This window comes from Enterococcus sp. 2G9_DIV0600, assembly GCF_002140615.1.
Taxonomy (GTDB): domain Bacteria; phylum Bacillota; class Bacilli; order Lactobacillales; family Enterococcaceae; genus Enterococcus_D; species Enterococcus_D innesii.
In genome coordinates this window covers 2034467-2057430 of the sequence record NZ_NGLL01000001.1, presented here as the reverse complement: position 1 = coordinate 2057430, position 22964 = coordinate 2034467, and the positions used below count along the sequence as shown (strand labels likewise).

General features: G+C 42.9%; 19 protein-coding genes. 12 read left to right on the top strand and 7 right to left on the bottom strand.

The annotated features are described in order from the left end of the window. Positions 1-11: 11 nt before the first annotated feature. The 5 genes from A5870_RS09805 to A5870_RS09780 all read left to right on the top strand — a co-directional run bounded on the left by A5870_RS09805 (position 12) and on the right by A5870_RS09780 (position 6964). Positions 12-1655 (top strand): ABC transporter, encoded by a 1644-nt coding sequence (locus tag A5870_RS09805; RefSeq protein ID WP_086292616.1) that lies wholly within the window; start codon positions 12-14, stop codon positions 1653-1655. 13 nt (positions 1656-1668) lie between these two features. Next, positions 1669-2247 carry a hypothetical protein gene (locus tag A5870_RS09800; protein ID WP_086292614.1) on the top strand — a complete coding sequence of 193 codons (579 nt, stop codon included), beginning with the start codon at positions 1669-1671 and terminating at the stop codon, positions 2245-2247. Between the two features lie 164 nt (positions 2248-2411). After that, positions 2412-4040 carry a PTS transporter subunit EIIC gene (locus A5870_RS09795; RefSeq protein ID WP_081118500.1) on the top strand — a complete coding sequence of 543 codons (1629 nt, stop codon included), beginning with the start codon at positions 2412-2414 and terminating at the stop codon, positions 4038-4040. Next, positions 4040-5371, top strand: a complete 1332-nt coding sequence (locus A5870_RS09790) for a 6-phospho-alpha-glucosidase (RefSeq protein ID WP_077453863.1) — start codon at positions 4040-4042, stop codon at positions 5369-5371. The genes A5870_RS09795 and A5870_RS09790 overlap by 1 nt, the downstream gene beginning before the upstream one ends. Positions 5372-5590: 219 nt before the next feature. Further along, positions 5591-6964 carry a gluconokinase gene (locus tag A5870_RS09780; RefSeq protein WP_242595957.1) on the top strand — a complete coding sequence of 458 codons (1374 nt, stop codon included), beginning with the start codon at positions 5591-5593 and terminating at the stop codon, positions 6962-6964. A gap of 18 nt (positions 6965-6982) precedes the next feature. Here A5870_RS09780 and A5870_RS09775 read toward each other — a convergent pair whose 3' ends face one another. Beyond that, on the bottom strand, positions 6983-7723 hold the full coding sequence (locus A5870_RS09775; RefSeq protein ID WP_086292612.1) for a MurR/RpiR family transcriptional regulator: 741 nt from the start codon (positions 7721-7723) through the stop codon (positions 6983-6985). A gap of 151 nt (positions 7724-7874) precedes the next feature. On the opposite strand from A5870_RS09775, the gene A5870_RS09770 reads away from it, so the two are divergent. The 5 genes from A5870_RS09770 to A5870_RS09750 all read left to right on the top strand — a co-directional run bounded on the left by A5870_RS09770 (position 7875) and on the right by A5870_RS09750 (position 12069). After that, the gene (locus tag A5870_RS09770; RefSeq protein ID WP_170924083.1) at positions 7875-8627 is read left to right on the top strand and encodes an IclR family transcriptional regulator; all 753 of its coding nucleotides are present in this window, start codon (positions 7875-7877) and stop codon (positions 8625-8627) included. A 110-nt stretch (positions 8628-8737) separates the two neighbouring features. Continuing rightward, positions 8738-9385, top strand: a complete 648-nt coding sequence (locus tag A5870_RS09765) for a bifunctional 4-hydroxy-2-oxoglutarate aldolase/2-dehydro-3-deoxy-phosphogluconate aldolase (protein ID WP_086292608.1) — start codon at positions 8738-8740, stop codon at positions 9383-9385. Between the two features lies 1 nt (position 9386). Further along, positions 9387-10385: a sugar kinase gene (locus A5870_RS09760; RefSeq protein ID WP_086292606.1), complete on the top strand. Its 999-nt coding sequence runs from the start codon at positions 9387-9389 to the stop codon at positions 10383-10385. A gap of 12 nt (positions 10386-10397) precedes the next feature. Beyond that, positions 10398-11240 (top strand): 5-dehydro-4-deoxy-D-glucuronate isomerase, encoded by an 843-nt coding sequence (kduI, locus tag A5870_RS09755; protein ID WP_005229915.1) that lies wholly within the window; start codon positions 10398-10400, stop codon positions 11238-11240. Positions 11241-11262: 22 nt separating this feature from the next. After that, complete coding sequence (locus tag A5870_RS09750) at positions 11263-12069, top strand: gluconate 5-dehydrogenase (RefSeq protein WP_005229917.1); 807 nt, start codon at positions 11263-11265, stop codon at positions 12067-12069. A 258-nt stretch (positions 12070-12327) separates the two neighbouring features. On the opposite strand, the gene A5870_RS09740 is transcribed toward A5870_RS09750, so the two are convergent. The 5 genes from A5870_RS09740 to A5870_RS09720 all read right to left on the bottom strand — a co-directional run bounded on the left by A5870_RS09740 (position 12328) and on the right by A5870_RS09720 (position 18397). Then, a complete protein-coding gene (locus tag A5870_RS09740) occupies positions 12328-12999 on the bottom strand; it encodes a rhamnogalacturonan acetylesterase (RefSeq protein WP_086292602.1) in 672 nt (223 codons plus the stop codon). A 10-nt stretch (positions 13000-13009) separates the two neighbouring features. Next, on the bottom strand, positions 13010-14398 hold the full coding sequence (uxaC, locus tag A5870_RS09735; RefSeq protein WP_086292600.1) for a glucuronate isomerase: 1389 nt from the start codon (positions 14396-14398) through the stop codon (positions 13010-13012). Between the two features lie 20 nt (positions 14399-14418). Further along, positions 14419-15930: a UxaA family hydrolase gene (locus tag A5870_RS09730; protein ID WP_086292598.1), complete on the bottom strand. Its 1512-nt coding sequence runs from the start codon at positions 15928-15930 to the stop codon at positions 14419-14421. Between the two features lie 12 nt (positions 15931-15942). After that, the gene (locus A5870_RS09725) at positions 15943-17346 is read right to left on the bottom strand and encodes a tagaturonate reductase (RefSeq protein WP_086292596.1); all 1404 of its coding nucleotides are present in this window, start codon (positions 17344-17346) and stop codon (positions 15943-15945) included. A 70-nt stretch (positions 17347-17416) separates the two neighbouring features. Continuing rightward, positions 17417-18397, bottom strand: coding sequence for a LacI family DNA-binding transcriptional regulator (locus tag A5870_RS09720; RefSeq protein ID WP_005229927.1), 981 nt, complete (start codon positions 18395-18397; stop codon positions 17417-17419). A gap of 162 nt (positions 18398-18559) precedes the next feature. Between A5870_RS09720 and A5870_RS09715 the strand changes: the two genes are divergently transcribed. Beyond that, complete coding sequence (locus tag A5870_RS09715) at positions 18560-20773, top strand: AraC family transcriptional regulator (RefSeq protein WP_086292594.1); 2214 nt, start codon at positions 18560-18562, stop codon at positions 20771-20773. A gap of 60 nt (positions 20774-20833) precedes the next feature. Here the strand turns inward: A5870_RS09715 and A5870_RS09710 are convergent, their stop codons facing one another. Then, entirely contained in the window at positions 20834-21721 is an 888-nt protein-coding gene (locus A5870_RS09710) for a carbohydrate ABC transporter permease (RefSeq protein WP_015509917.1), read from the bottom strand. A 259-nt stretch (positions 21722-21980) separates the two neighbouring features. On the opposite strand from A5870_RS09710, the gene A5870_RS09705 reads away from it, so the two are divergent. Continuing rightward, a complete protein-coding gene (locus A5870_RS09705; RefSeq protein ID WP_077453828.1) occupies positions 21981-22949 on the top strand; it encodes an ABC transporter permease in 969 nt (322 codons plus the stop codon). Positions 22950-22964 lie beyond the last annotated feature (15 nt).

The window sequence follows — 22964 nt, the reverse complement described above, 5'->3', positions numbered from 1 at the left end:
GAGAGAAAAAAATGAAAGCAAGCAAATTATTTTTAGGGATCGGTCTCGCACTTACGTCAACCATAGTATTAGGAGCCTGCGGCAATTCCAATAATGAGTCCAAAGGGGCCGCCGTCGTAGAAGATCTGCCAGAAGCCCGCTTTGAAGCAGATAAAGACACGCCTAGCTGGCAAAAGGACACCGACCATGAAGCTACTTTGAAATGGTATGTCAATTTTGATTGGTATGCTCAGCCGGGTTGGGGCAAAGATACTGTGACGCGAAAAATCAAAGAAGATATGAATATCAATGTCGAATTTATTTCAGGAAATGACGAGAACCTTAATACGATGCTAGCTGGTGGCGATCTTCCAGATATCATGACCTTCGATAAAAACCTGTCTGCTGCAAATGAAGCGACAAAATTTGCCTTGCCATTAAATCTTTTGGCAGAAAAATATGACCCTTACTTCTTAGAACATGCAGCGAAACCGGAATCTGTTCAATGGTTTACTTTAGAAGATGGCAACATTTATGGATACCCAAGCTTTTCCACGACTGCACAAGATTATGAGGACGGCAATGTAGTAGGAGACCAAGTTTTCATTGTCCGCAAAGATATTTATGAAGCATTAGGGGAACCCGATATGTCGACGCCAGAAGGATTTTTAGATGCGTTAAAACAGGCAAAAGAAGCATTTCCGACAGCAGATGATGGTGCGGCTCTAGTCCCATTTGCTTCGACTGCATTAGATATTTCCAATGGCGGGGATGGCGCCTATGGTGGTACTTTGCAAGACTTTCTCAGTATCTCACCAAGTGTAGATGGTCAATTCAATGATCGTGACGCTGATGAGGAGTATATCACGTGGATCGAGACTTTTAGAAAAGCGTACAATGAAGGATACATCACCAATGACCAGTTTTCAGACAATGACAACACGATGAAAGAAAAACTAGGACAAGGGCGTTATTTTGCTTACCTGCATACGAATACGAAGGGACTCAATGAGTTTATGTCCGATAATAATGCCCGTAATCCTGAGCAAACTTATATTGTCGTCGATGGTCCAAAAAATTCGAATGGCGATGATTCCACTTTTACTGGCGGAAATATTGGTGGATGGACACAAACATTTATCACGACGTCGACAAAAGAACCCCAAAAAGCCATGGAACTTTTGACCTATTTAGCAAGTGAGTATGGCACGATGGTCACTACCTTTGGTATCGAAGGGGAAACATACAATCTCGTAGATGGCGTGGTTGAATACTCAGAAGAAACAGAAGCCTTAAGAAATTCGGACATAGCTCGTTTTGACAAGGAAATTGGTTTAGGTTCTTATTGGTTTGTTGGCAATGACAATTACGCCATTCAAATGGGACAAAAACCAGCAACATCGATTCGGCAGATGGTGGAATGGTCGCAAGACAAATTGGCGCCGCGTTTTGAGATCGAAGACATTGATCCTCGCACCGGTTCTGAAGCAAGAAATCTCACTTCCATCAACACAGCAAGAGTGCAAGCGTTGGTCAACTTTATTCAGGCAGACTCGGAAGAAGCGGGACGTCAGATTTGGGAAGACTACTTACAAGAACGAGAAAACAATGGTTGGTCAGCAATCGTTGATTATCGAAATGAGAAAATCGCTGAAAATATTGAAAAATTAAAATAAAGGTGTGTGTGTGATGTTTGCTTTAGAGAGTCGTTTTTATCGTCTTTGCGAAATCGTTTTTCGTATGCTGGTATTGAATCTCTTGTTTTTGGTGGTATCGTTTCCGATCGTCACGTTTCCAGCAGCTATGCGAGCGGTGGTCGATGCTTACGAACATCCTGAAGCAAAACTGCTAAGCCCTTTTTTGAAAAATAGCAAAAGCGCGTTATTGAAGACCCTGCCACTAGGGGTCTTCAATCTCTTCTCATTATTATGCGGACTCAGCTTGTGGCGTTCTGCTGCGTTGACGAATTCCTTGTTTTTCTCTTTTTTGACCATCATTTTTCTTACTTTTTTGTTGTCCTACAACATTAACCTGTATGTGATGCAATCAAAAATGCAAGATCGGCAAAACCTGTTTGACCTTTTTCGTAGTAGTTTTTTCTTTACGATGATGCACTACCATAAAGGGATCGGAATCTTAGTCCTAGCAGCGATCGGCTATTTCTTCACATGGCAATCAGCACCAGGTATCTTCTATCTGTTTTGTCTGTCTGGGCCTTTGTATTTCTATCAAAAAGTGTTGCATCTAAAAAGAGTGGATCAATCTTGATTCACTCTTTTTTTGTTGCTGGTAATCGCCACTAGCAAGGAAGGAAACAGGATGAAACACATTCCAATCTTTGAAACGCATTGAATTGAAAACGTTTGCTATTCTATTAGTAACAAATGTTTCCTATAATGAACCTACAAATCAACTACAAAGGAGTTTCCTCAATGAAAGAAAAAGTGATGGATGCGATGCAGAAATTCTCCAAGGCAATGTTTGTGCCCGTTTTGATTTTGCCGATCGCAGGGATATTGATTGCCGTTGGGAATGTGTTTACGAATGTCCGCTTGCTTGAGCAGTTTCCCTTTTTGGATAATCCGATAACCACCGGTTTTGGTAGTATCTTATCCGCTTCCTTATTACCGATTTTAACCAATTTAGGCATTATTTTTTGTGTCGGGATCGCTTTAGGGTTAGCCAATAAGAAAAAGGCTGAAGCGGGATTTACCGCGTTGTTAGGTTATTTCGTCTTCTTAAATGCCATGAACAAATTCATGGAGCTTCGGGGGATGTTGGTTCCAGCCGATGCCCTTCAAGGTTCAGGACAAGCGATCGTTTTAGGAATCCAAGTGTTGGACATGGGGGTCTTTCTGGGTATCATTTTAGGGATCGTCGTAGCATTGATCCATAATCGTTTTATCGATACGACCTTTAACAATGCCTTTCAAGTTTATGGCGGCGCGCGCTTCGTCTTTATTGTCTTGATTCCGGTCGTCGTGTTATTAGCCATCGTTTCCACGTTTATATGGCCAGTAATACAAACTGGTATCGACGGTTTAGGCGGCATCATTCAACAAACGGGCAACTTTGGCATCTTCTTGTACGGGATGTTGGAACGCTTATTGATTCCAACTGGCTTGCATCACTTGATCTATACGCCGTTTTTGTATACTTCATTAGGCGGTGTCGCAGAAGTTGGCGGTCAAGTCTTTGAAGGGGCACGGAATATTTATTTTGCGGAAATTGCGGACCCAGCAGTCCGCGTATTATCGCAAAGTGTCATTTGGGACGCTCGTGGGATCTCAAAAATGTTTGGACTGATCGGTGCTTGTTTGGCGATGTATCAAACGGCAAAACCAGAAAATAAAGTCAAAGTCAAAGCCATTTTGATTCCAGCTGTCGTTACTTCCTTTATTGCAGGTGTGACTGAACCAATCGAATTTTCTTTTATGTTCGTGGCACCTGTTTTGTTCGTCATTCATTCTGCACTTAGCGGCTTGAGTATGGTGGCGTTAAATCTCTTTGGTTCTCGTGCCATTGGACCGAATGGCTTCATCGACTTTCTTTTGTACAACTTGCCCTTAGGGATCGAGAAGACTCGCTGGCCGGTATACTTGATCGTCGGGGTCGTCTTCTTCTTTCTTTATTACTTCTTGTTCCGCTTTTTGATCACGAAACTGAACTTGAAAACGGTCGGGCGTGAAGAAGATGGAACAGAGACCAAACTGTATTCGAAGAAAGAGTACAAAGAAAAACAACTTGCTGGAGCAGGTGTCGGGGTCATGGCGAGTGATCAAGCCGCCACTAATCCAACTAGTGAAACAAGTATCTCAGCAATCATCACCAAAGCGCTAGGTGGCGATGACAATATCAAAACCATCGACAACTGCTATACCCGCTTACGTTTAAAACTAAAGGATCCTGAACTCGTGGATGAAGCGCTGCTAAAAGACGAAACACAAGCCAAAGGCGTGATCAAAAATGGTGAAAATGTCCATGTCGTTTACGGGTTGACCGTGCCGAAAGTGCGGGAAGAATTAGAAAATTATCTTGGAAGAGAAGGAGAGATTGAATGATGAAAAATTTTTCAGTAGTGATCGCAGGGGGCGGCAGTACCTTTACCCCGGGAATCGTTATGATGCTGCTTGACAATCAAGAACGCTTTCCTTTAAGAAAGCTGAAACTATACGACAATGATGAAGCACGCCAAGCGATCCTTGGTGAAGCCCTAGCGATCTTATTAAAAGAACAAGCACCGCAAATCGAATTTTCGTTTACGACGGATCCTGAGGAAGCCTTCAGCGATGTCGATTTCTGTATGGCGCATATCCGAGTAGGAAAGTATGATATGCGGGAAAAAGATGAAAAAGTCCCCTTGCGTCATGGCGTCTTTGGCCAAGAAACCTGTGGACCAGGAGGGATCGCTTATGGGATGCGCAGCATCACTGGTATGCTGGAGATCATTGATTACATGGAAAAGTATTCCCCCGATTGTTGGATGCTGAATTATTCCAATCCAGCTGCAATCGTAGCTGAAGCATGTCGAGTCTTGCGTCCTAAATCAAAAGTTCTGAATATCTGTGACATGCCCGTGGGCACGTTGCGTCGGATGTCGCAAATCATTGGCAAGCAGCCAGAAGAGTTAGAAGTTCGCTACTTTGGCTTGAATCATTTTGGCTGGTGGACCAGCGTCAAAGACAAAGAAGGCACGGAGTACATTCAAACCATTCGGGACTACGTGGCAGAACACGGCTATTTGACACAGATCGAAGTGGATACCCAACATACAGACCCAAGTTGGCAAGACACCCACAAAAAAGCCAAAGACCTCTTGGCGCTCACACCAGAATATCTGCCAAATACGTACTTGAAATATTATTTATACCCAGATTACGTCTACGACCACATGAAAGAACATCCAGAGTATACGCGTTCCAATGAAGTGATGGAAGGACGGGAAAAACGAGTGTTCGATCATGCCAAAAAGATCACGGCACAAGGATCTGCTGAAGGGATCGCTTTTGAGATTGATGCCCATGCAACCTTTATCGTTGATTTGGCACGCGCCATCGCTTTTAATACGCATGAGCGAATGGTGATGATTGTGGAAAACAACGGCGCGATTGCGAACTTCCCAGATGATGCCATGGTGGAAGTGCCATGCATCGTGGGTTCTGATGGACCAGAAGCCCTCGCTCAAGGGAAAATTCCTGCCTTCCAACAAGCGCTCATGTTCCAACAGGTGACTGTGGAAAAATTAGTGGTCGAAGCATATGTGGAAAAGAGCTATCAAAAAATGTGGCAAGCGTTAAGCCTTTCCAAAACGATTCCTAGCGCAAAAGTAGCCAAAGAGTTACTCGATGATTTGGTCTCGGAAAATGGTGATTACTGGCCAGGATTGTCTTGATTTGTTTCACATTTGCGAAACATTTGCTGATTGGCTAACTGGAAAGAGGAAGATTCTCCAAGAATCTTTCTTTTTTTATTTTTGCTGTGGAAGGATAATTCTCTGAAGAAAATCATCACTAAACGTCTTCTCAACAAAACGATCAGACAGGTATGCTAGAATATGCCACTAACTATGGTAGAATAAAGCTAATTGAATCAGATGAGAGGGAGCAATGCGATGTTTTTAGGGATTGATATCGGCACAACAGCCATAAAATTTGGGGTCATTGAAGATCGGAAAATCATTTACTCACAGTCATTACCAATCAAAACCCATAGCCACGGGTTAAAACAGACCCAATCAGCGACCCAGATCAGTAGCCAATTAATCAGTGGTGTCACAACGATTCCCGCTCAATTAAAAGCGGCAATCACAGTGATCGGGTTCAGTACCGCCATGCACAGTTTGATGCCAGTGGCTGGTGAGACAGCTGAAGAGATTTACATTTGGTCAGACAATCAAGCGAGTCAAACGATGACGGCCTTTCGTCAAACGGATCTGGCGGCAACGTTTTATGAAGAGACAGGGACACCGATCCATGCAATGTCTCCCTTTGCGAAACTGGCTTATTTCCAAACAAATGGTTCATATTCCAAAGATACGAAATGGTTTGGCTTAAAAGAACTAGCAATGGCGTTGTTTACCGGACAAGCACGGATCGATTATAGTACCGCATCAGCGACCGGTCTTTTTTCTTTGAAAGAAAAGCAATGGAGTCAAAAGATTCTTAACTATTTATCCCTTTCAAAAGCCCAGTTAGCGCCTTTATGTGCACCGACTGATCGTTTTTTGATTACCGAGGAGATGGCGCAGCGGTGTGGCTTGAAGCCTGAGGTAGAAGTGATGTGTGGGGCTAGCGATGGGTGTTTAGCAGCATATGCTGGCTATATTTCTACAGGGATCCGCAATAGCTTGACGATCGGAACCAGTGCGGCGGTTCGTAAAGTAAGTGAGACCACCGTCTTTGATCGCCAAAAACAAAATTTTTGCTACTATCTGCAAGATGACCTCTATGTCGTAGGGGCACCTTCGAATAATGGTGGCTGTGTCCTTGCTTGGGCAAAAGAGACCTTATCAAAAGATCCTGATGGGTTTTATCATTATCTGCCGCAAGTCATGGAGGAATCACCGATCGGCAGCAACGGCTTACGTTTTTTCCCCTATTTAAACGGAGAGCGGGCACCCTTTTGGACGAATGAGATCACAGGCGGCTTTTCTGGCTTGACTCTGAAACACAATCGCTCAGATATGTTACGGGCAGTCATCGAAGGCATGCTGATGAACATCGATTTATTAAAGCAAATGGCGCAGTTGGAAGGGGCAGTCACTGTAAGTGGTGGTTTCTTTCAAACAAAACTTTTAGGTCAAATGACCGCGGATGTGTTGGGACTGACCTGTTATCTTTCCGATGAAAATGAGCCAATATTCGGCTTGTATGATTTATATAAAAGCTCTGTTGTGCGGCAAGATCAGCCAGCTGAAAAATTTGTACCTGATCCGCAGAACCAAGCGCTTTATCAAGAACTGGCAACAACGTACTTTCAAGCATAAGCAAAAACCAGCAATCCACTAGGGTTGCTGGTTTTCTTTTTCAACACGGGTAAAAGCGTCGACGATATATTCCATCAATAAGAGCAGTTTACCAAAGAAGCTAGTGTACTGGATGTTTTGGGTGTCGTAGGGACGTTCATCTGTCACTTCAAAGGAAAAGGTCGCTAGTTGATTGGCGCGATGATCACCGTTCCCGCAAAATAAAACAGTTGGTATGTGATGTTCATTGGCTAATGCCATCTTTTCCAGCACTTTTTGTGTTTCGCCAGATTTAGAAATGGTGATCAACATACTGATGTTCTCGATGTTGTTACTAATGATCCCACCTGAGTCAGAAGCACTGACTAATAAGGTTTTGATGCCGTTGACCAGCATTTTTTTGTGGAGGTATTCTGCCACGATCCCCGAAAAACCTGTTGCATAAATCGTAATAAACTTGTCCTTATTTTGTCCATAGATTTCTTTGATCGCGTCGATCGTATCTGCAATACTGGCAGCGTCAATTTGGTAATCGATGGCGGCTTCAGTGATCGTCTGATTTTTCAAGCGATTCTTTAAGAAGTAAAGTAGCTCTAGATAGCCAGAAAAACCTAATTTTTGCGCAAGCCGCACGATGGTTGCTGGGGAAGTGTAGATCGCTTTAGCGATTTCTCTTAAGGGTAGTCCATCGATCGCAGCGGTATTTGCAAGCAAATAATCAAGAATTTGCAGCTCATTGTCAGTCAATTTTTTTCCTTTGATCAATACATTTAAGTCCATTGTTCGGCACTCCTTTGTCTTGTCTTCATCATACAATGAATAACGACAGAAAGTAAAATAGGAATCGCGTCTTGCTGATATATAGGAAAAAAGATTGTGCATTTCCTAAAAAGATATTATAATTTCTTATATAGAAAATAAAGGTGGAGAAATGATGACACAAAAACCATATGGAACCGTACTACTAAAAGCAGCAACCATTTTAGATTATCTCGCAGAAGCGCCCAGTAAACCATTGCAAGAAATTTCAGAAGCAACGAAACTGACCCCATCCACAGCTTTGAAAATATTGGAAACGCTGCAAATGATCGGCTATGTCAAACGCGACAAAGAGAAGAATTATCGCTTAGGGTCTAAACTGATCAAGTATGCCAATCAAAACATTCAAGAGCTTGATTTAGTGGAAATCAGCTTGCCATACTTGGAAGCATTGCAGAAAACGGCGGATGAAACGATCCACTTAGGGGTCTTGACTGCCAATGAGATTCTTTATGTCAATAAATTGGAGCCTCAGAATCAAACGATTCGCATGTCTTCAAAAGTAGGGATCACAAGACCGTTGTATAGCTCTGCCATGGGGAAAGCCGTTTTAGCGGAGTTTGATACCCCTCAAGTAGAGGAGTACTTGGCAGCAACGCCTTTAACCGCTTATACCGAAAATACCATTACAAATCAGTTGAAGTTGAAGAAAGAATTGGAACAGGCAAAAGAAAACCAAGTAGCGTTTGATGATGAAGAAATGGAACAAGAAATCTATTGCATCGGCGCCTCACTGATAAAAGATCAGGAGATCGTTGGGGCGTTTTCTATCAGCCTACCGAAATACCGCTTGACCCCAGAATACAAAATGACATTGATCGATGCGATTATTGCGACAAAACAACAAATTGAACAAGCATTATAAACTTTTTAATGGAAAGCCCTTGCAAATAAAAACAAGAACGGTATAATAAACGTGTAAGTTTCTTTATAATAAATACCATTTTCCAAATAGGAAATAAATGGAGGGTCTCAATGAAAAAAGTAGCGAATTTAATGAAACTAAAAGAAAGCGGTGTGATCGCTGTTGTGCGTGGCGCTTCAAAAGAAGAAGCACTACAAGCAAGTAAAGCGATCGTTGCAGGGGGGATCACCGGCATTGAGTTGACTTTTACAGTGCCTCAAGCGGCGGATGTAATCGCTGAATTGGTAACAACCTTCAAAGATAATCCAGAGGTAGTCGTTGGTGCGGGGACCGTTCTTGATGCAGTGACCGCTCGCTTAGCGATCATGGCAGGAGCAGAATATGTGGTAAGCCCAACCTTTGATCAAGAAACAGCTGAATTATGTAATTTATATCAAATCCCGTATCTGCCTGGTTGCATGACCATTTTAGAAATGAAGGACGCCTTAAAAGCAGGCGCAGATATCATTAAACTATTCCCGGGTAGTGCGTATGGACCAAGTATCATCTCGGCCTTCAAAGCGCCATTGCCACAATTAAACATTATGCCGACCGGTGGTGTCAGCTTAGACAACATGCAAGAATGGTTTGCGGCGGGTGTCGTAGCCGTTGGTGTAGGGGGCAATTTGTTAGCGCCAGCAGCAAGTGGGGATTTTGACAAAGTAACAGAAGTAGCGAAACAATATGCGGCAAAATTAAAAGAGATTCGAGGAAAGTAAGATGGCAAACATTCTGACACTAGGAGAAATCATGTTGCGTCTATCGACAACGTTAGGCGACCGAATCGCCCATAGTTCGATGTTTGCTGCCCATTATGGCGGTGGAGAAGCCAATGTTGCGATCTCCTTAGCGAATTTTGGTCATCGCGTTTCTTTTGCTACTAAAGTGCCGGAAAATGCTTTAGGAGATGCCGTTTTTCATCATTTACGAAGCTATGGCGTCGATTGTCGCCACGTGCTTCGTGGCGGTTCCCGACTAGGTACTTACTATATTGAAACCGGTATCGGGGAACGAGCAGCGCGAGTGGTTTATGATCGCGCAGGCTCTAGCTTTGCTCAAATGAAAGAAAATGAGTGGCAATCTGACCTTTTTGATGGGGTTGATATTGTTCACCTTTCAGGGATCACGCCCGCTCTTTCAACGACTTGGCAGACACTTTTGCTGACGTTGATCAAAGAAGCGAAAGCAGCTGGTTGTAAAATCAGTTTCGATATCAATTATCGTGGAAAGCTGTGGACGACCGCTGAAGCACGCGTCTTTTTGCAAGAAGTGCTCCCCTATGTCGATTATTGCTCGGCAGGACAGTTAGATGCCCAAGTCTTTATGGATGTATCAGCTCCAACAGAGGAAGTCGAAGATGACTACTATTATCAAGAAATGCATCGGAAATACCCAAATATCCAGCTCTTTTATTCAACTAGTCGTCAGGTGCTCTCAGCAAGTCACAATCAATTGACAGGAAGCCTATGGCACAACGGCAATTATGTCGTTTCTGCTACCCATGAGATCAATCCCATCGTTGATCGCGTCGGCGGCGGCGATGCCTTTTCAGCTGGTATCCTACATGGTCTTGTCACGAAGAAACAAGACCAAGAAATCATTGATTTTGCCACTGCAGCATCTGCTTTGAAACATACGATCCATGGCGACTGTAATCAGTTTAGCGCCAATGAGATACAAGAATTTATTGCAACAGGTTCAGGAAAAATTATCCGGTAGGAGGAATAAAACATGCAACACATGGAAACACGCTATACCCATAGTCCACTTGATATTCGTCACTATAGTACCGAGGAATTACGCAGAGAATTTTTGGTAGAGAAAATTTTCACACCAGGACAAATCATGCTGACCTATACCCACAATGATCGCATGATCTTTGGCGGAGTGACACCGACAGAAGAAGCGTTAGAAGTGCAATTAAGCAGCGAATTAGGGGTGGAATACTTCTTAGAACGCCGTGAATTAGGCGTCATCAATATTGGAGGACCCGGTGCGATCACGATCGATGGCCAAAAAGAACCAATGAAGAAACAAGACGGTTACTATATCGGCAAGGAAACCAAACAAGTCTTGTTCCACTCAGATGATCCAGCAAATCCAGCGAAATTCTATCTATCTTGCGTGCCAGCACATAAGAAATACCCAAATGTAAAAATCAGTATCGATCAAGTCACACCAATGGAGACTGGTGAGGGCTTGACCTTAAATGAACGGAAAATTTATCAATACATTCACCCAAATGTTTGCGAAAGCTGTCAATTACAAATGGGGTACACGATCTTAGAACCAGGCAGTGCTTGGAATACGATGCCCAGCCATACTCATGAACGTCGGATGGAAGCATATGTGTATTTTGATTTTGCTAATGAAGATACAAAAGTATTCCATATGATGGGCAAACCAGATGAAACGAAGCATTTAGTGGTTAGTGAAGAACAAGCCGTTATTTCTCCAAGCTGGTCGATCCATTCGGGTGTTGGAACCAGTAACTACTCCTTTATCTGGGCAATGTGTGGCGAAAACATCACCTATACCGATATGGATATGGTGGCTATGGACGACTTAAAATAAAAAGAAAGAGGGTTTATCAATTATGGATTTTTCAATGGATCAATTTCGTTTAGATGGTAAGATCGCCTTAGTGACAGGCGCTGTCTATGGGATCGGTTTTACGATCGCTCGTTCACTAGCAGCAGCAGGAGCAACGATCGTTTTTAACAACTTGGATCAAGAATCAGTGGATAAAGGATTAGCAAACTATCGTGAAGCAGGGATTGAAGCCCACGGCTATGTCTGTGATGTAACGGATGAAAAAGCAGTCAACGAAATGGTCAAGCAGATCGAAGAAGAAGTTGGCGTGATCGATATCTTAGTCAATAATGCTGGGATCATCAAACGAATCCCGATGTTGGAGATGTCTGCTGAAGACTTCCGTCAAGTCGTTGACGTGGACTTGAACGCTCCATTTATCGTTTCAAAAGCAGTCTTACCGTCAATGATCAAAAAAGGACATGGAAAAATCATCAACATTTGCTCAATGATGAGTGAATTGGGAAGAGAAACAGTGGCTGGTTATGCAGCGGCTAAAGGCGGCTTGAAAATGTTGACGAAAAACATTTGTGCTGAATTTGGTTCAGCTAACATTCAATGTAATGGGATCGGACCTGGTTATATTGCAACACCGCAAACCGCACCATTACGAGAGATCCAACCAGACGGTTCTCGTCACCCATTTGATCAATTTATCGTAGCAAAAACACCTGCTGCCCGTTGGGGTGAGCCAGAAGATTTAGCAGGACCAACGGTTTTCTTAGCTTCTGAGGCATCAAACTTTGTCAATGGCCATGTCTTATATGTAGACGGCGGTATCTTGGCGTATATCGGGAAACAACCTGAATAAAACAATCAATAGTAAGGATGGGGACGATTGCAATCGTTCCCATTTTTATGGTACAACACCCAAAAAATGTAGGTCTTTAAAAGGTAGCTTGGCGATTAATGGGTTGAAGCAAAGGAACTGCAAACAAATCTTTTAAAAAGAAGGAAAAGCAAAACGCTGTGAAGGGAAATGCTCTTCGCAGCGTTTTGCTTGAGTTGCTCTTTTTAAAATCAGGTAGTGTATTTATGTTAAGGGAAGTTTCAACACGAACAATGAGTTTCAATCTAAAAGAACTTGTTGTGCAAGCGGTAATGGAGCATTTGTCAAACATTTGGCAACTAATTTGGCGACGGCTGTAGCACCTTGGTCATTCAAATGCGTGTTATCCGTAATGCCGGCTGGATAATTGGGGTGCTGGTTTTTTTCTAAATGAAGAAAATAGGTTTTCGCCTGTTGTGGTTCCAGTGCTGAAAAGAACCGTTGTGTTGCGGCAAAAAGATCCAGACAGACCACATCCAAGGAGGTAGCCAAAGCACGCATTGCTTCTGGGTAAGGACCGACTGCCAAAGGATCAAGTTGCTGTTGGTCCACGTAATGCAAACGGGTGATCGAGGTCAATAGGATCGGTGTCGCTTGCTGCTGGCGTGCCGTTTGCACGAAGGTTGCTAAATTATGCTGATATTCTACAGGTGTCGTACCACGACTATCTGTTTTTTGATCGTTGTGTCCAAATTGAATCAAGAGATAATCACCAGCATGTAGTTCTTTTTTTGCCTGCAACAAGCGTCCTTCTTCAATGAAGCTTTTGGAGGAACGCCCATTTTTTGCCAAGTTGACGATTTGATGCTGGGGGAGATAGCGTGAGATCTTTTCACCCCAGCCCGTTTCTGGACGAGCGCTAGGCTCTTTGATCGATGCGGTGGAATCCCCGACGATGACGATTTTTTCCATTGTCTTTCTCCTAAAATTTGAAGTAGTTGTTGGCGTTTTGATAACAGACATTTTCTACTAATGGTTTTAGCTGACGAAGATCAGCAGGTGCTTCACCACGTACAACGATCTCAGCAAGCCATTCACAAAAGACGCGTCGGAAATATTCATGACGGGTGTAAGACAAAAAGCTTCTTGAATCCGTCAGCATGCCGACAAAGTTAAAGATCACACTGCCGTCTGCGAATTTCGTCAATTGGTGACGCATGCCTGCGCGGGTGTCGTTATACCACCAACCAGATCCTAACTGCAATTTATTATTGCCTTCTTGCTGGAAGCACCCCATCAAAGCGACGAGTGCATCATAGTCATTGGGATTTAAGGAGTAGAGAATCGTTTGAGGCAAATGGTCTTGCGCATCAGCAGCGTTCAATAATTTCTGCAAGTTTTGAGTCAGTGGTTGATCATTGATGCCATCGTAGCCAGTATCTGGTCCCAAGCGCTCAAACATTCGTTGGTTGCAGTTACGGTACGCATGGACATGCAGTTGCATCGTCCAACCATATTCGTGATACAGCTTCATCAGTTCAACTAGAACATTGGTTTTGAAGAACGAGACTTCATTTTGCTCCAAAGATTCTCCAGCTAATGCTTTGGCAAAAATTGCTTCAAGGGATAACTGTTCGTCTGCAGCATACACTAAAGTATCCAGCGCATGGTCAGACAAGCGGCAGTGATGCTGGTGAAAGTAGGTTACACGGTCCCGCAAGGCTCTCAAGAAAGCATCGTAGGTAGTGATCGCTTTTTCGAAACGCTTTTCGAGTTTGGTAACATAGGCAAGAAAATTCGGATGGTCGATTTGTAACGCTTTGTCAGGTCGAAAGGTCGGCAAGACACGAAAACGTTGTTCTGTTTGGCTTAATTGGTGATGATAGTGAAGATCATCGACTGGATCATCTGTGGTGCAAACGATCTCGACTTTACTGCGAGCAATCAAAGCTCTTCGAGTAAAGTCTTTTTGCTGCAATTTTTCGTTGCAGAGCGTCCACAAGGTTTCGGCATTTTCTTCAGTAACGGGAAGATCGATCGCAAAAAATCGTTTTAATTCTAAATGAGTCCAACTGTAAAGGGGATTTCCCACCAATTTTGGCACTGTTTGACACCATGCCAAAAACTTTTCATAATCACTGGCATTGCCGGTGATCGCTTCTTCTGGTACGCCACAAGCGCGCATCAAGCGCCATTTGTAATGATCACCACTTAGCCAAGCCTCGGTGATAGTTTTAAAGGGACGATCCTCATAGATTTCTTTCGGGTCTAAGTGGCAGTGGTAATCAATGATCGGCAGTTCTTTGGCATATTCATGGTAAAGGGTTTGAGCAATTTCATTTGGCAATAAGTAGTTTTCATTTAAAAACATGTCGAACCTCTTTTCTTTGATTAAAGTGTCACGCCATTTTTAAAGATGGCGATCTCACGAACGTTGTTGGCTTCATTACGCGTCGGTTTTCCACTGGCAGTATCGATGATCGCTTGAATAAAGTCTTCCAGCACGACCTCCATCGGCTCTTCCAACAAGCGACCGGCGTTGAAATCCATCCAGTGGGGTTTCTTATGATAAATCTCTTGATTCGTGGCAACTTTCATGGTCGGCACATAGGCACCAAATGGCGTGCCGCGACCCGTGGTAAATAAGACGAGTTGGCAATCGGCAGAAGCCAGTGCAGAAGCGGCAACAAGGTCGTTTCCTGGACCTTCCAGCAGGCTCAAGCCTGGCTTACGGAGTTTCTCCCCATATTTTAAGACATCGACGACAGCGGAAGTCCCAGATTTTTGGGTACAGCCTAATGACTTATCTTCTAGCGTAGTGATGCCGCCTGCCTTATTGCCAGGAGAAGGATTTTCATAGACCGGCTCACCGTAAGCAAGAAAATAATCTTTAAAGTCATTGATTAAATGGAGGATTTTTTCAAAGGTTGCTTCATCTTGTGCACGCGCCATCAAGACTTGTTCAGCGCCAAACATTTCGGGTACTTCCGTTAAGACCGTACTGCCACCTTGAGAAACTAAAAAGTCAGAAAATGCCCCCAACAAAGGGTTGGCGGTGATCCCAGAAAACCCGTCGGACCCCCCACATTTTAACCCGATCTTTAGCTCACTCAAGGGAACGGCTTCTCGTTGATCCTCTTTTGCTGCTTCCAGTAATTCTTCTAATAAGCTTTCGCCAACCGCAATTTCATCGTCGCTTTCCTGTGCAACCATAAATTTGACGCGCTTTGGATCGTAGTCACCAAGGTTTTTCTTAAACTCGGGAACGGTGTTGTTCTCACAACCTAAGCCAAAGACCAAGACGCCACCGGCATTTGGATGATGCACCGCATCAATTAAAATTTGACGGGTGTTTTGATGATCTTGGCCTAACTGGGAGCAGCCGTAGGGATGTTTAAGGATCGTAATATGATCAAACGTGCCAAGATCTGGATGATTCTTCTTGAAGTTTTCAACAATGATCTCTGCGATGCCATTGATGCAACCAACTGTTGGTACGATCAGTAAATCATTCCGAATCCCAACTTTGCCATTCGCCCGACGGTACCCTTGGAACGTCGCAGCCCTTTTTGGATAACGGACGGGATGCAAATCGGGGGCATAGGTGTATGCCAAGGTACCAGAAAGGTTGGTTTTGACATTGTGGGTATGCAACCATTGGCCGGTTTTAACGTCAGCTAAGAGATGTCCAATGGGATAGCCGTATTTGATCACGTCTTGTGATTGTGCTAGGTCTTTGAGGGCGATTTTGTGTCCTTGCGGAATATCCTCAAAAAGGGTGATCGTTTGGCCTTCAAATGGAAGAGTCGTTTTAGCAGCTAGTGGTTTTAATGCGACTGCGACATTGTCTTTAGGGTGCAATTTCAATAGTTGCGCGGGTGTTTCTGTTAATGTGGTGGACATAAAGATTCTCCTTTATTTCAAACTTGGCTCAGGGGTGTCAATCGACGCAAGTAACTGGCGTGGTCCGTCTTGTTTTAGACATGTGCACATTTCATTGATCGTCTCTGTCATGAAGCTCAGGTCTGCATGCCAAAGTTGCTCATTTTTTAATAGAGCGGCGATCTGTTCTTCTGCTGGTAATTGTTTCACTTGCTGAAATATGGTTGTCACTAGCTCATCATCTTGAAAGGGTCGTGTGAGATAGAAAGTCAGTAACCCTGCCAATGCAGCAGTGATTCGTTTTGGTACCTGCTGGTTTTGTTGGACATAACGAGTTAAGACTGGTTGAAGACGCGCACGGAATTTTGAAACACTGTTTAAAGCGATCGATTGCAGCTGATGCTTCACATAAGGATTTCTGAAGCGCTCTTTGATTTGTTCCGCATAAGCTGTAAGCTGCGCTTTAGGCAAATCAAGCATTGGAATCAACTCTTCTTGAAAAAGACCATCCAAAAAGGCTGCAAAATCACGGTCGTTCATTACTTCTTCAACGGTTTCTAAACCAGCTAAAAGACCAAGTGGAACCATCGCCGTATGAGGACCATTTAATAAATGTACTTTTTGTTCACGGTAAGGGGTCATATCTTCTGTCACGATTACATTCAACCCAGCTTCTTGCAAGGGGAGCTTTTCAGCTACGCCGCTTCCTTCGATCACCCATAACATAAAGGGTTCTGCAGTGACCATTACGGCATCCTCATAGCCAAGAATCTCTTGGTATTGTGCCACTTTGTCGCGAGGATATCCTGGAACGATCCGATCGACTAAGCTACAGCAGAAGGTGTTTTCTTTTTCTAACCAGTTGACGAAGTCTGACTTCAAAGACCATAATGCGGCATATTGTAAGACGATCTCTTTTAATTTTTCCCCATTCCGATCGATCAATTCGCAAGGAATGATCAAAAATCCCGGTTTTTGTCGTTGAAAACGACGATACAAAAGGGCGGTCAGTTTTGCAGGAAAACTGTGGGGAGGGGTATCGTGCAAGGAATCCTCTGGGTGAAACGCAATACCTGCTTCCGTCGTATTAGAAACGATGATCTCGAGTTGCTCATCTTCGGCTAAAGCAAGATAGTCTTCCCATTGCTGATAAGGATTTAACACTTGATCGATAGTGGAGACAACTTCAAATGTTTGAGATAAAGCGCCATCGACAAGTCCTTCTAAGATAACGGTGTAGAGATTTTCTTGTTGTGCCAACAGCTCTTTCAAGCCGTGATCGATCGGCTGTACCACAACGGCACTGCCGTTAAAAAGTCCTTGCTTGTTCATTTGCTGCAGCTGCCAGTTAAAAAAGCCCCGCATAAAATTGCCTTCCCCGAATTGAATTACTCGGGCTGGATAAGTTTGACGGGTTTGTTCGGTAATTTTTTTCATAGAATCCTCCTTAAAAAATAGTTATGCACACGTTAACATTTTTGCGTAAGCACTCTTGAAAACAAGAGGCTTACAGCGATTGACGAATGATTAACGAGGTATCAAAGAAATGTTGTTTCTCAACTACTTGATTGGCAAATGCTTGCAACAGCAGAGTTGCTGCCAATTGACTCATTTCATAAACTGGTTTGCGGATCGTTGTTAATGGGGGATACGTATAGGGAGAAAAAGAACTATCATCAAAACCGATGATACCGATCTCCTCTGGGATCTTTCGTCCTGCTTGATGACAGGCATTGATCGCACCGATCGCCATATCATCATTGGCGCAAAAAATCACTTCAGGTGGTTCAGGTAAAGCGAGTAGTTGCTGGGCACCCAGCTGACCACTTTCCAAAGAGTAGTCGCCAGCTACGAAGTATTCTTTCGGGCAGACAAGCTGCTTTTCTTGAATCGCTTTCATAAATCCTTTACGACGCTCTCTAGCGGAACCAAAGGAAGCGATCCCTTCAATCATGGCGATCTTTCGAAAGCCTTGTTCAAGCACATAGGTGATCATTTGATAGACCCCTTGGGCATCATTACTAGTGACATTCATCAAGGTTGCATCCTGCAATTGACGATTCAAAACGACGATGGGAATGTTTTTCTTTGAAAGAGCAGCAATAAAGCCGTCATCCCGATCACTTTGACTCATCACGATCGCTCCATCTAAACGATTCGGCTCTTCATCAAATGTATCGGATTGCAATAATTCATGAACCGCCAAAGTATATTCGGATGGTAGGGTATCACTGATTCCTTTGATCACTTCGACTAAAAAGCTATCGGAAGTACCAATGGATAGATGGGAAAAATAAAGACCAATGATATAGGATTTTTGATTCACCAGACTTTTGGCATTGACATTGGGCACATAGTGTAAAGATTCAGCGATGGCTGCGATCTTCTTTTTTGTTTCTGGCTTAATTAATGGGCTATCGTTTAACGCACGAGAAACAGTTGTATGTGAAACACCAGCGACTTTGGCGATATCTTTGATCGTGACCATAGAAAACCTTCTTCCTTTTTGCTTGATTCAAGCATAGCTTGTTCCCACGAGAATGTCAATACACCAAGGATGCACACGTGAAACATTTTTCAAAATAACATAGGAACTTTTTCTGGGATGTGCTAGTATAAAAGGAGATAGTTAGGTAATGGGAGGGAGTCTATGAAATTCTTTTTAAGCTACCATCAAACGTCCAACTTGTTCTATAAAATTTTCATTTGGGTCTCTTTGATTGGTAGCGCTTTAATTATCGGCTTTAGTGGAGTCATTTATCATCGAACGTATCAAAACATTCAAGAAACCTTTTTGCAAAGTCAACATAATTTGGTCAACCAAGTCAAAGAAAATCTGGATCAAAAAATTCAGATGGTGGAGTATGCCTTTTCTACATATAGCAGTACTCAAAGCTTTTCCGATACGATGGAACAGCCGTTTTCCGTGACGAATTATCGACAAGTGCGCGAGATCAATTCGCAACTGGCTTACATTGGTGTGATGGGGATCGAAAACGCCAGCTACCAATTGGTGAATTTGAATCAGCATTGGAAAATCGAAGAAGGCTCCTTAAAACAGATCGATGATACTGAATTCGCTGCTTTTCAAGCGCTGATCGATAACCAACGCTACTTGTATTGGTTACCAGAAGACGGTTATTTAAAAATGGTGATGACGCTGCCTGTGTTTCGACAGGAAACCACTGCTTTGGGGATTGCTGAAATCCAAGACCATACCATTGCGCAGTTGGTGACAGATCATGACGATTCGTTTTTGAATATTTTTCATGCGGATGGACAACTGCTTTTCGATAATGGTGAAGTGATCGATTCTGACTTACACGAAACAATGATCGCAGCTGCCCACGGCGATGGCATCTTCACTGACAAAGAAAACAACAAGTATGTGGTCACACAATCGGATTACAATCAGTGGTATCATGTGATCCGTCTGGCGCCAGCCAGTGTTTCGCAAGCAATTCGTGAGTTAAGAAGCGGTTTGATCGTGATTGGTAGTCTATTGATTTTCCTGTTTTTATTAGTATCTTATCGCATTGCGATCGTGGCTACTTCACCCATCAATCGGATCGGAGAGCTTTTAAAGCCCAAAAAACAAGGTCAAAAATTAGAAGTCAATCAATTGATTTCCGATATCGACCAAGTCTTGCATCAAAACCATGATCTTGCTGTTAAAGTTGAACACCAAAAGCCCGAGTTAGAATCCTTGTTTTTATTAAACTTGTTTCGCGGCTGTATCTCAGAAGCAGATATTCACTTAAAACTGTCACAATTTGGGTATGAAGTATCCGAAACGGAACACTTTGCCGTATTACTGATTCAAATCGATGATTTGTGTGGGCGAGAAACAGCGACCAGTGATATTTTCTTGCTTGCCATTGAGAATCTCGTTTCTGAGATCATTCCGGCGAATTTGCGTTTTCAGCCAATCATCTCTAGTCAAGAAACCCAAGGAACGATTTTAAAACTTCCGAAAACGATTGATCAAAAACAAGTATTGACCTATTGTCAAAAGATCCATCAAGCGGCAAAAGACTATTTAAGAATTAAAATAAGTTGTGGGGTCTCACAATCCTACGACCGCCTCGTAGAAACCAAACTAGCGGTTGATAACGCCAAAGAAGCCTTGCACTATCGAATGAATTTAGGGGAAGAAGTCATTATCTTTTTTGACGACATTGCGGCACAATTGGACAATAACGCGATCGTTCAATACCCTAGAGAAGCAGAAAGTACCTTTTTGGATGCGATGCGTAGTGGGGAGCTAGCGACCATCAAAGCGAGTTACACGGAAGTTGTACGAGAAATCATCCATGAAAATAAAAATCCGTTGACGATTGAAAGCGCCTTGTTTAAGTTGATCAACAGTATCGTTCAGCTAGGGCAACTCTTAGGAGCAGATCATACCAGCTTGCAAAATAGTCGTAAAGTTTATCAATCCGTGCTCAACCAAACCAGCTTAGTCAAAGTTGAGCAAAGCATCTATCAAGAGTTAGTTTTACCTATCGTTGAAACGACACAAGCCAAAACAGATCGAGAAATTCGCTCCTTGTCTGAAAAGATGGTCTTGATCGTACACCAACAATACGATCAGGATCTTTCCTTAGATAGCATTGCTGAACAGCTGCATTATAATGCCAATTACTTAAGTAATGTGTTTAAAAAGGAATTATCCATCAATTTTGCCGATTACTTACAAAACTATCGGTTGCAAATCGCCAAAAAATGGTTGCGGGAAACGGATATGACGATCAAGGAAATCGCAGCCAACCTTCAATATACCAACTCTCAAAACTTCATTCGCTTTTTCAAAAAGAAAGAACAGATGACGCCCGGAGAGTATCGCAAACGTTCCAAAGAGTAAAAGAAAAACGCGCTTTTTGATTAACGATCAAAAAGCGCGTTTTTCTTGGCTGCCTGTTGGTTACCCTTTGACGGAACCAACCATTGCCCCTTTCACGAAATACTTCTGAACAAATGGATAGGCGATCAACATTGGCAGCGTCGCAACGACGATCACGGCCATTTTTACGGATTGTGCTGGGGGGACAACATCGACACTCGCGGCATCGGCGTTCATCCCGCTGGAGACGATCACGATTTGTCGAAGGAGCACTTGGATCGGCCATTTCGCTGAATCATTGATGTACAAAATCGCTGATTGATAAGTATTCCAATAACTAACAGCGTAGAACAAAGAGATCGTCGCAATCGATGGTAAGGAAAGGGGTAAGATGATCCGGAAAAAGACGCCCCAATCAGAGCAACCATCCATTTTTGCTGATTCTTCTAAACTATCAGGAATTCCTTGGAAAAAGTTTCTCATAATGATCATATTATATGCACTGATCGCACTCGGTAAGATCAGTGCCCAGAGAGAATCGATCAAGCCGAGGCTTTGTACCAAAATAAAACTTGGGATCATCCCACCGCTAAACAACATGGTAAATACGACAATAAAGTTGAAGATGCCGCGTCCATGCAAATATTTTCTTGAAAGAGCATAGGCCATAAAAGAGGTCAAGATCATTGAAAGAACTGTTCCGACGATGGTCACAAAAAGGGAAACACCAATACTCGTAAAAATCGTGGGTGTCGAGAGAATATACCGGTAAGCATTTAAGCTAAATTCACGAGGGATAATGATAAATGTTCGTGTCGCGATCTCAGAAGAAGAAGCAAAGGAGCTTCCGAGAATGTTTAGAAAAGGTAAGAGACACGTTAAGGTGAAGAGTAGTAGAAAGCCAATAATAAATCCTTGAACGACCCGTTCACTTTTCGGGCGGTTCGTTTTTTTCAGGGTTTGTTGCATAGAAAAAACCTCCATCTTTTTTTACTTAAATAGGTACTTCCAACGTATCATGAGGCGGGGACAACGTATATAATCACTTTTACATGTTAAAAAAATCACAATCATGACAAACGTTGATAAATAAAGGATTATCCAATTCGACTGCGAGATAATCCTAAAAAATGTATGCCTTTTCAAAGCTGAGAAAATGATTATATACGTTATCTTTTTTTCACGCTACCATGGGACTATCAAATCAAAAAAATTCGGAGGAACAAGTATGGAAACAAAAGTTGATAATTACTTCTCACCACTAAATGAAGAAGAACAGCGGCTGCGGCTAAAAAAGAAAAAATGGGCGCAAATCAGAAAAAATCGTGCCCTCTATATTATGGTATTGCCGGGGATTTTATATTTTCTTATATTCCGTTACATACCGATGGGCGGGTTAGTCATCGCTTTTCAAGACTACCAACCATTCTTGGGGATCCTAGGAAGCCCCTTTGTTGGCTTCACTCATTTTATTCGGCTCTTTACTGAAGATACCTTCGTGATGTTGATGCGCAATACATTGATCATGTTCTTCTTAAATATCACGATTTCCTTCCCTTTTCCTATAGTATTGGCACTTATGCTAAATGAAGTAAACAATCGCCGTTTGAAAAAAGGGATTCAAACCATCATTTATTTGCCTCATTTTATGTCGTGGGTCATCGTTGTTTCCATCTTCTATGTTTTATTAACGACAGAAGGTGGTGTGATCAATAACATGATCGAAAGTCTTGGTGGCGAACGTATCCCGTTTCTAACAAGTCGCACGTGGTTGCGTCCAATGTACATTTTCCAAGATCTTTGGAAAGGTGCCGGTTGGGGGACGATCGTTTATCTAGCCGCTATTACCAATGTTGATGAACAGCTTTATGAAGCGGCGGATATGGATGGGGCTGGCAAGCTACGAAAAATGTGGCATATCACATTGCCTTGTATTCGTCCAACGATCGTAACCTTATTGATTTTAAAGATCGGTTCGATCTTAGATATGGGCTTTGAGCATATGTTCTTGTTGATGAACTCAATGAACCGTGAAGTTGCCCAAATCTTTGATACCTTTGTCTATACCGCCGGGATTCAAAATGGTCAATTGAGTTACTCGACAGCTGTTGGGCTGTTTAAAGGACTTGTTGGCTTGATCCTCGTTATCTTTGCGAATCGTTTGGCGAAAAAAATTGGCGAAGACGGGATTTATTAAGAAAGAAGGGATCAC